This is a genomic window from Marinobacter sp. SS13-12, assembly GCF_030227115.1.
GTDB lineage: Bacteria > Pseudomonadota > Gammaproteobacteria > Pseudomonadales > Oleiphilaceae > Marinobacter.
The window spans coordinates 181,567-191,632 of record NZ_JASSUA010000005.1 but is presented as its reverse complement, the minus strand read 5'-3'; the positions used below and the strand labels follow the sequence as shown (position 1 = coordinate 191,632).

The 10,066-nt window shown below is 53.6% G+C and carries 10 protein-coding genes and 1 tRNA gene; 10 read left to right on the top strand and 1 reads right to left on the bottom strand.

The window, feature by feature from the left end:
* Positions 1-645 precede the first annotated feature (645 nt).
* From QPL94_RS20370 to QPL94_RS20350, 5 genes are all read left to right on the top strand, one after another.
* The gene (locus QPL94_RS20370; RefSeq protein WP_285359720.1) at positions 646-1,323 is read left to right on the top strand and encodes a hypothetical protein; all 678 of its coding nucleotides are present in this window, start codon (positions 646-648) and stop codon (positions 1,321-1,323) included.
* A 68-nt stretch (positions 1,324-1,391) separates the two neighbouring features.
* Entirely contained in the window at positions 1,392-3,197 is a 1,806-nt protein-coding gene (locus QPL94_RS20365) for a ParB/RepB/Spo0J family partition protein (RefSeq protein ID WP_285359719.1), read from the top strand.
* Positions 3,198-4,390: 1,193 nt separating this feature from the next.
* The gene (locus tag QPL94_RS20360) at positions 4,391-4,960 is read left to right on the top strand and encodes a hypothetical protein (protein WP_285359718.1); all 570 of its coding nucleotides are present in this window, start codon (positions 4,391-4,393) and stop codon (positions 4,958-4,960) included.
* Positions 4,961-4,973: 13 nt separating this feature from the next.
* Positions 4,974-5,083: transfer RNA gene (locus QPL94_RS20355), tRNA-OTHER, on the top strand.
* Between the two features lie 108 nt (positions 5,084-5,191).
* On the top strand, positions 5,192-5,752 hold the full coding sequence (locus QPL94_RS20350) for a YjaZ family protein (protein ID WP_285359717.1): 561 nt from the start codon (positions 5,192-5,194) through the stop codon (positions 5,750-5,752).
* A 329-nt stretch (positions 5,753-6,081) separates the two neighbouring features.
* Here QPL94_RS20350 and QPL94_RS20345 read toward each other — a convergent pair whose 3' ends face one another.
* A complete protein-coding gene (locus tag QPL94_RS20345) occupies positions 6,082-6,963 on the bottom strand; it encodes a competence protein CoiA family protein (protein WP_285359716.1) in 882 nt (293 codons plus the stop codon).
* An 833-nt stretch (positions 6,964-7,796) separates the two neighbouring features.
* On the opposite strand from QPL94_RS20345, the gene QPL94_RS20340 reads away from it, so the two are divergent.
* The 5 genes from QPL94_RS20340 (at position 7,797) to QPL94_RS20320 (ending at position 9,457) form a co-directional block, all read left to right on the top strand.
* On the top strand, positions 7,797-7,931 hold the full coding sequence (locus QPL94_RS20340; RefSeq protein ID WP_285359715.1) for a hypothetical protein: 135 nt from the start codon (positions 7,797-7,799) through the stop codon (positions 7,929-7,931).
* Positions 7,932-7,979: 48 nt separating this feature from the next.
* Complete coding sequence (locus tag QPL94_RS20335) at positions 7,980-8,174, top strand: hypothetical protein (RefSeq protein ID WP_285359714.1); 195 nt, start codon at positions 7,980-7,982, stop codon at positions 8,172-8,174.
* Between the two features lie 117 nt (positions 8,175-8,291).
* Positions 8,292-8,708, top strand: a complete 417-nt coding sequence (locus tag QPL94_RS20330) for an antirestriction protein (protein ID WP_285359713.1) — start codon at positions 8,292-8,294, stop codon at positions 8,706-8,708.
* Between the two features lie 47 nt (positions 8,709-8,755).
* A complete protein-coding gene (locus QPL94_RS20325) occupies positions 8,756-9,013 on the top strand; it encodes a hypothetical protein (RefSeq protein WP_285359712.1) in 258 nt (85 codons plus the stop codon).
* 123 nt (positions 9,014-9,136) lie between these two features.
* On the top strand, positions 9,137-9,457 hold the full coding sequence (locus QPL94_RS20320; protein WP_285359711.1) for a hypothetical protein: 321 nt from the start codon (positions 9,137-9,139) through the stop codon (positions 9,455-9,457).
* The last annotated feature ends 609 nt before the right edge of the window (positions 9,458-10,066 follow it).

Here is a 10,066-nt window from a genome sequence, read left to right as displayed (position 1 = left end):
TCGCTCATCCCGCGTTGCGGGACTGACGCCCTCCATATCCCTCGCGCTTCCGACCTCCGGCCGGTGAAGGATGCCCGCTGAAAGCGGGCTCCCGGTGTCGGATCAACAGACGCTTGCGCGACTGTTTACCGATCCTCCAGGAGCGAGTGGCTCTGCCACACGCTCTAAAAGCGGGGTGAAGTGCTTCCCGCAGATCGATCCCGACCCCCCATCAACCTTGTTGCACCCTCAGACACCAGGGCGAGCCTTACAAGGTCTACTCGCTGCGCTGCGTTCCACCTTGCAAGGCTCGCCCCGGCGTCTGCTTCGACGGGTGCGGTTGATGGGCGGTCGGGATCTCACGACAGGGGAGGGGACTGGTCAGCATTCAGCAACGATGCGGCGGCAGAGCCGCGCTTGAGTTGATTCCGGGCTCTGCCCGGGCCCGGCGGCATCCGGACAATCAAGATCATCACAGGGCATAAGGCAAGCGGAGGCTTAGACCAATCGGCGCAAAGAGAACTGTTTTTATGGGGTTTTATTCTTTTAAAGGTATACATAAAGATTGACACAATAGCAAAATAAACCGATAATTATTACATGGTCAGCGGGGTGCTGGCCTCCGGGTTCGCCGCCGGTTATCGAGGCGAGTTAGGAGATTGTTCAATGTTGAAAGTCATTTCTACCCCCCATCTTGAAAACCGTGCTGCCTGGATCATGGCGCTGGAACTGCGTGACATTTTTGTGGCTCAGCCTGCCGCCCACGTTCGTCGCTACGGTCTGCACAAAGACGATTTCAACCTTGTGATCACTGATAACGCCGAGGCCATGAGCCGAGGCAAGACCCTGAACCGTTTTAGCCTGGGCGGCAATGAGGGCGATGTGATCGATTTTCTGGCGATCTGTAGCTGGTCGCTGAAAAAGGTCCTGGAGGTTTGCGCCTCATTCAACTGTGAGCCAACCAAGCACATCCGCCTGCGGGACCAGTTGAAGCTTTGGGGCTATCAGCGGGATGCGAAAATCGAGTTCTGCCCGTTCGCTGCTCAGCGAGTGAACCCACTGCAAAAACTACCTGCCAAATGGACGATTCCCCACGTTGTCCGTCTGCTGGCTCGGGATACCGATGCGGTCGTCAAAACCCAATGGGAGTTGACCGACGACTACAAAGCGGATGCCGACCGGAATTTTGGCCGTGACCACCGCCCTGATCGTCTGTCCTTGCTGCGCGAACTGGTCGAGGGCGGACGGGATTGGCGGATTCACGACGATCACTCTGGTCTGTCCATTTCCTACGGCCAGCGCTCTTACGCGATTGACCTCCCTGATCGGCTGATTGCCGCCTAACCCTTGCGGGGGCGAGAGCCCCCAACGGTTTCCGTCCGGAAACACCAAATCGATGAGGAATTGACACCATGGAACAGCACATCAAAATGAACGCCCTCACGATCTCTGAGAAGAACGTTCGCAAGGTATCTGCGGCGGAGGTCGAGGATCAGCAGTTAATCGCTTCAATCGGCTCTCAGGGGCTCCTACAGAACCTGATTGTGGTGAAGTCGAAGAAGCGGGGTAAGTATGAAGTGGTTGGCGGCGGTCGCCGTCTGGCTGCGTTGCAGCATTTGGCAGCGAACGGCGACATTGAAAAGGATTATCCGGTGCGTTGCGTGGTGAAAGATCAGAGCGATGCCACCGAGGCCTCCATGGCCGAAAACCTGAAAGCAGGTATGCACGACGCCGATTGGTTTGCCGCGTACATGCAGCTCAATGAGCAGGGCCTGAGCGCCGAGGACATTGCCAAGAAATTCGGGCACAGCGTTGCTGATGTTCGGAAGTTGCTCAAGCTGGGCGGTGTGGCTCCGGTGATCTTGGCGGCTTTCCGAAATCGTGAACTGGAGAAATCGGTGGTTATGGCGTTCACCGTGTCTGACGATCAGGAGAAGCAGGCGGCCGTGTTTGCCGAGTTGAAAGAGGGTTATCACTTGAGCGCGTGGGCGGTTCGCAGTCGCTTGCTCCCTGAGACCATGAAAAGCACCGAATCTGTGGCGCTGTTCGTGGGCTTAGAAGCGTATGAGCAGGCCGGTGGCAGTGTTGCGTCTGATCTGTTCCAGGATGTGGTTTACCTGAACGATCCCGAGCTGGTGCAGTCGTTGGCCGAGGCCAAGATGGAGGGGCTGATCGCTGAGAAGAAGGTCGAAGGCTGGAGGTGGGTAGAGCACCTGTTTGGAGGCTTCTGGTCTTCGCCGTTTGCGGCCATGCAGAGCGTTGAGCCAGAGATTGAGGTTGATCTGCCGGAGGCGGTGAACGTCCGACTGGCTGAGATCGATAGTGTGCTGAACGCCATGAATGAAAAACCCAACGACGAATGGACCGAGGAAGACGAGGAAGCTCATGATCGGCTGACGGAGGAAGAGGGCGATTTGCAGGCGCAAAAAGAAAACTCTCGGATATTTTCCGTTGAGCAGAAAGCGGGGACTGGTGTCGTGATCCTTATCAATCGGGAAGGGGAGCCGGAATACCGAGTAGGGATCGTTAAGCCAGAGGACGCCAAAGGCCAAAGCCAGGGCGAAGATGGAAGCGGTGAAGCTGACACACCCAAGAAGCCAGAGGACAGCGCAGCTCTGCTGAGTGATCTGAGGTCCTATGCCTTGCAGGCACTGCAAGCCGATCTCATGAATTCGCCGGAACTGTGTTTCGATCTGTCGGTGTTCAACATGGCTCTTCAACGGGTCGCTGGTAGCTACCTTAGATCATGCGACATCAATGTTGAGTGGGCCGATTTCAGCGCCAAAGACATTGCCGACACCAAGGCGGCGGAAAAGATTAAGACAGCGCGGGACGGTCTTAATCTGGCGTGGCTGAATGAGCAGGGCGAGGCGGCTATGTTCCGAGCGTTTCAGTCGTTGCCGATGCCTGACAAGCTCGCTATTCAAGTGTTTTGTGTGGCTCAGTCCCTGCGGTCGTCCAGCTCGGTGATTGCTGAGATTGTGAAGGAACAAATCAGCTTCGATCTGAGCGCGTTGTGGCAGCCGACCAAGGACAATTATTTCAAGCGGGTCAACCGCGAAAAGCTGCTGGATATTCTGGAAGAGCTGAAAGGCATCGACCTGGCTGCGGGTATGGCGACCGCCAAGAAACGTGATCTGGCTGAGCTACTGGACGGCCTTGAGGAATCCAAAGGGTGGCTACCGCCACAGATGCGGCCTGAGACCATGGAGGACTGAGGTTGGGGCGTGGGCCGGAGGCTGAGAGGCTTCCGGCCTTTATCTATTATTTCCTGAAATACTGGCGGCAGAGCAGCTTGCTGGCCCTCAACACAAACTCTCCAATAGCCCGAATCCTTGCTATGTCCCTATTGTCGGGATCCGAATTATCGACGTTAGATTCCGGTTTGAAACCGTTCTGAATCTGACCTTCAAGCAATTTTATGTGGTCTGGGTTCTCAAGGCTGTTTTCACCAATTCTGTCATCGTCCAAGGAAAAGGATCTGCTGACTCTGAAAAAAAGACTTAACACGGAGGTGCGTTGTCTTGTCGTCTTCAACGGTAAAATTCACGTACAAGCCAGGGGTGCTTCCATCGGCGCGATTCAAATCATAACCAGCTTTATAGCTGATTTCTAAATGGCGCTGCCCCCTTTCATAAACGCGGCTTACCGCATTGGGCCCAATAAATCCCAGTCGTTCAACAAGGGTCAGTCCTGCAAGAGCCTCGATGCCAATTAATGTCTTTGATACTACTTAACCTGGACACGCCTTTCCGGCCGGTAAAGGATCCCCGCTGATCGCGGAGCCCCGGAGTCGGATCAACAGACGCTTGCGCGACTGTTTGCCGATCCTCCAGGAGCGAGTGGCGTTGCCACACGCTCTCAAAGCGGGTGAAGTGGTTCCCGCAGATCGATGCCGGCGGCAGGTAGCTGGCGAGCACCTCTTCTTATCCATTTTTTATGGTTGCAATGGGTAGCCGTCGTTGACCTGATTGATCTGTGGTTCAACAGGCATTGGCAACGATTAAGTTCTGTAGCGGATCCATTTGAATCCGGACAGGTAGCTTGGAAAGCTTCTTCTTGAGCAGGTCCCGCGCCCCCTAACAACCCCTTGAGCACGGTGAGCACATTGAGTACAAGGGACGCGAGGACGGGGAGCACCGCATTGTTGGCTCAAGTCTCTGGAAAAAATGAAATATTTCTAAATCTAGCCACTCATATAACAGACATTTACCGCGATAGAAATACATCATATGGTGCTTATTAAAAATAGTGTATTGTCAATTCGGGTGGTTCAGTGGTGGTTGGATAATGCTCTTAATCACTCGTTGTAGTCGCTGAAGGATAAGCCAACAATGGCATTACTCGATGACAAACAAGGTTGAAAACAGCGATGGCGAATCAAAAGCAAGCAAGCGCAAGGCGCCCAAAGATGGCGGAAAGAGCGCAACGGCAAATGGACGTATTGTTTCCGAACATACCGCCGGAGTTGATCTGGATGCGTGGCAGGAACGACGGTTTTAGCACCGTACCGCGAACTTTGCCGATTGCCATGCAGGCAATCGATAACCAGACCAAAGGGACCCCAGCAGGCCATACGTTGTTTTGTCTGTGGGCGAGGTCGCCAGATCATCCTTTGGTGACCATTGAAAATCCGAACACCTTCGCCAGTGAAGCCGGATTCCACGGGGAGCGAGCTGTTCATACATGGCGCAAAAAGATGAAGATACTGGCCGATCTTAACTTTCTGTTGCCCAAGAATGGTCCATCCGGAGATTACCACTACGTGCTTCTGACTAATCCGAACGCAGCGGTTGAATGGATGTGGTCCCAGAACAAGGTGCAAGACCAGCTCTACGCACGGTTTATCGACCGAGTAACTGAGATTGGTGCTTACGGTGATATCCAGAATTTTCACGCGTATAGGGAGAGGCAGAAAGCCGAGCAGGCGAACGAAGTGCCGGCGCCTCCAGCCCCATCCGGAAGGCAAGAACAAGCCTGAACAACGAGTTTTCAGTGGCGTAGCTCAAACGGACAGAGCGTTCTGTTTTCGACACGCGAGAGTTAACTGACATTGACTAGCGTATGGGCAGAGAGGTTGAGGGTTCAAGTCCCTCCGTCACTCCCTTTCATGAGACGGGTGGGAAGCTATCCGTCGATTGCATCACCCCTGGCTGTCGGGCTATGCACGGCTAAGGGACACCCAACAAGGCAGGAATCAAAAGGCGCTCTGATGGCCTTCAATAACGATAAAACAACCTGGACGGATCCGGACACCAACACGGCGTATGCGTTATCCGCCTTTAGCTCGTTCGTGACGACTTACGAAATAAAACCGGACAAGGAGGCCGAGCCGTTTTCCGTTCCGGTGAGGGTGATTTTTTCAAACCACTGCTATTCGCGCGAACGAAAAGACGAACCTGCCAACCAGATCATTGACACGCAACACAGAAGGGACGGCACCATCGAGGAACGCGTTTTCTGCAAACTTCGGTGGGATTTTTGCCAGGCGCTTCCAATGATCATCGAAAATCTTGGCTTGCAGAAGTGTCTCGCGGGTGACCGAGAAATTATTTATCGGCAGGAACAGAAAAGCGGGGTAGTCGCTCACGATGGTTGGTATATCTGTATGAGACTGGATTACCGGGAGAAGAAAGACCCGGCCTTCGAACTCTGGGTCAGAAGCGTGCATTGGCGCCAAAATCGCCCGGTGGACATTCGAAACCACGGTGGGCAGAAATTTCGTCAACTGCTCTCGCAATTTGCCAAGAAAAAGGGCGTAGTCAAGCCCTAGAAAAGCGAAAACCCCGCATAAGCGGGGTTTTGGCTGATAAGTATCACTGCCGGGCATCTTGGTTATGACCACCTATGGTGGAAACCAGTACTAGTAACTGGTGTCATGGTTGCTACCCTTTTTAACGGGACACCGACTATCGCAAACCACACAGAGAGTATAAAAGCTTGATGGGGATACTGCAAGCCGGCTTCTTATTCCCATTCTCTGTCCGCTTTACTGGTCTAGACAATAATACTCCCAGTTCACCCCGCCGCTTTTCATGGGATGCTGACGAGCCCACTGCAGAATGGACAGGGAACTTGAGTTGCTTCCCAAGGCGCTTCTTGCTAGGAGCAAGAAAACAGAAAAACCTCTTCCGGCAGGCGATCTTGCCAATCTGGATACGCTTTTTGATTTTTCTTACAGGTCGGGCAGGCGAACCATCGACTCTTTGTATCGGCTTTGTTGTAAGTAATTAGCTTGGACCGATGGTGGGGTCCTTGTGGTTGAGGTGTGAGTTTCGGGCGTTCAATGTGGGTCACAGTTTTGGCCTTATTTCGCTCATTGGCCGCCGAAATCCTATCTTGCAGTTCCTCCTCTACTTGTTTTTCTACATCTGTATACGATTTGAGTGAGAGCCACTCGCGGGTAGCTTCTTCTTGCACCAGATAGGATCGCAAATCCTCCTTGGTCGGGAGGCTTTTCGTGAATGATCGAAGATCGACCTCAAGGACGTTGCAATGCTTTTCTCGAAACGTGGAAATCTTATCTTTGTTACAAAAATGGGTGACTGCGATCTCAATAATGAACTGTTCGCCACCCACGTTTGCAAGGATGTCAGGGATCGTCCCGCCAAACGATTTCTCACTGATTACCTCATTGAAGATAAGCAAACCTTTGCTGTGAGCTACGCGAGACGCCGTGTGGCTGTTGCCTCGATCATCAACGTCTTTCCTTGCAATAAGGGTCTCTGGGGCAAATATCCTTTTTTCTTCGCAGAGGATTTGCTTTGCCATCAGATGAATCGCGGTTTCAGTTCCGTATTCGCAAAGATCACTATCTTTGGCGTGAGCATGGGCGAAATGATGGGCATTCACCTCGCCCTTTCTTGCGATTAACTCTCTTTTGCAACCAGGGCAAACGCAATCACATCTTAAACCTGAAGGGACATCATCGACCTCGACTAGCCGTTCTTTTCTGAGGCCAAAAGGTATTTTGAAACTACTCATTGGTCGTCCATCCGTGGCTGCGCTTCAACTTTCACAACTAATTAACTAAACGTTGAAGCAATCTGTCTTGACGCCATAGTTATTTACTGGTGTCGGATAGGTTTATGTGAACAGAGACTACAGAGCAGGCTCTGTTTGATCAATTGTCGTAAGGCGTTAACTTGGGCGCGCCCTTCGGGGCGGGCTTCTCCGGGTTCGCTAATCGCTCATCCCGCGTTGCGGGACTGACGCCCTCCATATCCCTCGCGCTTCCGACCTCCGGCCGGTGAAGGATGCCCGCTGAAAGCGGGCTCCCGGTGTCGGATCAACAGACGCTTGCGCGACTGTTTACCGATCCTCCAGGAGCGAGTGGCTGTGCCACACGCTCTTAAAGCGGGGTGAAGTGCTTCCCGCAGATCGATCCCGCCCCCCCATCAACCTTTTTGCACCTTCAGACACCGGAACGATCCTTACAAGGTCTACTCGCTGCGCTGCGTTCCACCTTGCAAGGCTCGCCCCGGCGTCTGCTGCGACGGGTGCGGTTGATGGGCGGTCGGGATCTCACGACAGGGGGAGGCCTGGTCAGACTTCAGCAACGATGTGGCGGCAGAGCCGCGCTAAATCTAAGTCGGGCTCTGCCCGATCCCGGCGGCATCCGGACAATCAAGATCATCACAGTGCAAAAGACAAGCAAAACCTTAGACGGAATTGGGCCGTGGAAGCTCGTTTTTTATCCCTCAAAGGTATACACAAAGAGTGACGTATAAAACAAAATAATGGTATTATTATCGTGCACTTAGGGAATAGTCTAAGCGCCACGCTCGCCGGTGGTTCGAGGCGATGGGGTAACAAAAATGAACACCAAGCTGCAACTGGTCAAGTACGGAAAATGGATTATCGCCGTGCTGCTGTTGGCCACCATCTTGGGTTCCGAGGTGGATTTCCGGTTTGTGTCTAAGGATTGGACGCTGGAACTCCACATCAAGTAACCCTTCGGGGGCCGATGTTTGGCCCCCACTTTCTCAAGGAGAGGAATTGTGAAACAAGAAATGAAAGCGGTCGGGATCAGCCTTGCTGTCATCGGTACAGCCTTTGTAGCTACCTCAAAACTGGACGTTCGGGTTTCGGTAGTTAAAAACAGTTATTTGCACCTGGAGTGGCCCAGGAGCATGAGTAATCCGCTGATTACATTGGTGGCGGGAAAGATTCCACACCGACAATTAACACGCTGAAAAGATGCTTGAAAAGTTGACAATGTAAGCGCGTTAAACGATAATTAGAGGGTGGTCAACGAGTGTTGGTCCCCGCGTTTCGCCGGCGGTTTCGAGGCGAGTTAGGAGATACCCACCATGAGTGCAATCGCACCCTGTTTGTCAGACGCTCCGGCGTCCGTGTTCAAATTCCGCAAGACCCGTTTTCCCCATTACTTGAGCGCGTACCGCGCTGAAATCGAGCAAACCGTGTTTTCGGTTATGGCCGAATGGCAACCTCAATTTCGTGGCGCGCAGTGGCTCTATCTTGGCACTGACTCCGCAGGGTTTTTTATGGAGCCGGTAATCACCGAGCGGGTGAAGCTGTTCAACCCGCGCAATCTGGGGGCTGTTCGAGCTAATGCGGCCACCGCAGGGATGGCGCTGTCGCTGGTGGCGTTTACCCGCCTCGCCTGTTTCACAGGTGATCCGGTGTTCTACACCGCCTACAACCGGCTATGGCTCGACGCCATGGATTCGCCGTTCGCCAAAGACATTAAACGGCTCATTGCCTGAACCCACCGCGTCCCGCGAGGCATTGCCTCGCGGGTAAGGAGATTCCAATGGATACGTTGATTTATCTGCGGAGCGTTCAGGATCTGGCTATGTACGACTCTTTCGAGTTGGTGACGATCAGTAGTGAAACCGCAACGACTTATTCGGTGTTCGGTATGGCCGGAAAGCGCCGCGACAGTCTAGGTGATTTTGTGACTCGCCGTTACGCCTATTTATTTTTCGATTTGTGCGAAAGCACGCGAGACCTGAAGCGTGGTATGGAGGCCGTGCGAGGGGCGGGGAGGGATCGCCATGCGTCATTGTGATCATCTGGCAAGAACGGTAATTCGAGCCTTCAAGAAGCAGAAACCGGCCCGATTAGGGCCGATGTCTGGCAAACAATTCCGGGCTTTGGTGGCCCAGATTCAACAACGTAAGGAGACAGCGGCATGAGTTTTCGAGGGAAAGAGGTTCGGTTTACCAAAAGATTTCTGCGGGACACAGGGCAGGTTGTTGGCGATATGCCTTTGAAACGGGGCACCGTGATTCGGGAGTTGCCGTTAGAGGGGGGCAAGTTTCTGCTGACCATCGAGGACGCTGCATTCGGTGAGTGGAAGTCTCACAGTTCGAATGTGGAAGTGATTCCGAATTTTCGGATTGTTAGTGCAAACGATGAAGTTCTGGAGAATGATTTACTCCAGGAACAGGCCGAGGATCGTTTGCCGAGTTATCTCGATGAGGGGGTGGATGCTTATCTTGCCAGTGACTGACCATTCTCAGTAAGGCGTAAACCTGGGCGCGCCCTTCGGGGCGGGCTTCTCCGGGTTCGCTATTCGCTCATCCCGCGTTGCGGGACTGGCGCCCTCCATATCCCTCGCGCTTCCGACCTCCGGCCGGTGAAGGATGCCCGCTGAAAGCGGGCTCCCGGTGTCGGATCAACAGACGCTTGCGCGACTGTTTACCGATCCTCCAGGAGCGAGTGGCTGTGCCACACGCTCTTAAAGCGGGGTGAAGTGCTTCCCGCAGATCGATCCCGACCCCCCATCAACCTTTTTGCACCCTCAGACACCGGAACGATCCTTACAAGGTCTACTCGCTGCGCTGCGTTCCACCTTGCAAGGCTCGCCCCGGCGTCTGCTTCGACGGGTGCGGTTGATGGGCGGTCGGGATCTCACGACAGGGGGAGGCCTGGTCAGACTTCAGCAACGATGTGGCGGCAGAGCCGCGCTAAATCTAAGTCGGGCTCTGCCCGATCCCGGCGGTCTCCGGACAATCAAGATCATCACAGTGCAAAAGACAAGCGAAGCCTTAGACGAAGATGCACAAAGAGTGCTGATTCTTATCGGTTTTTAGTCTTTTAGAAGTATACAAAGAGATTG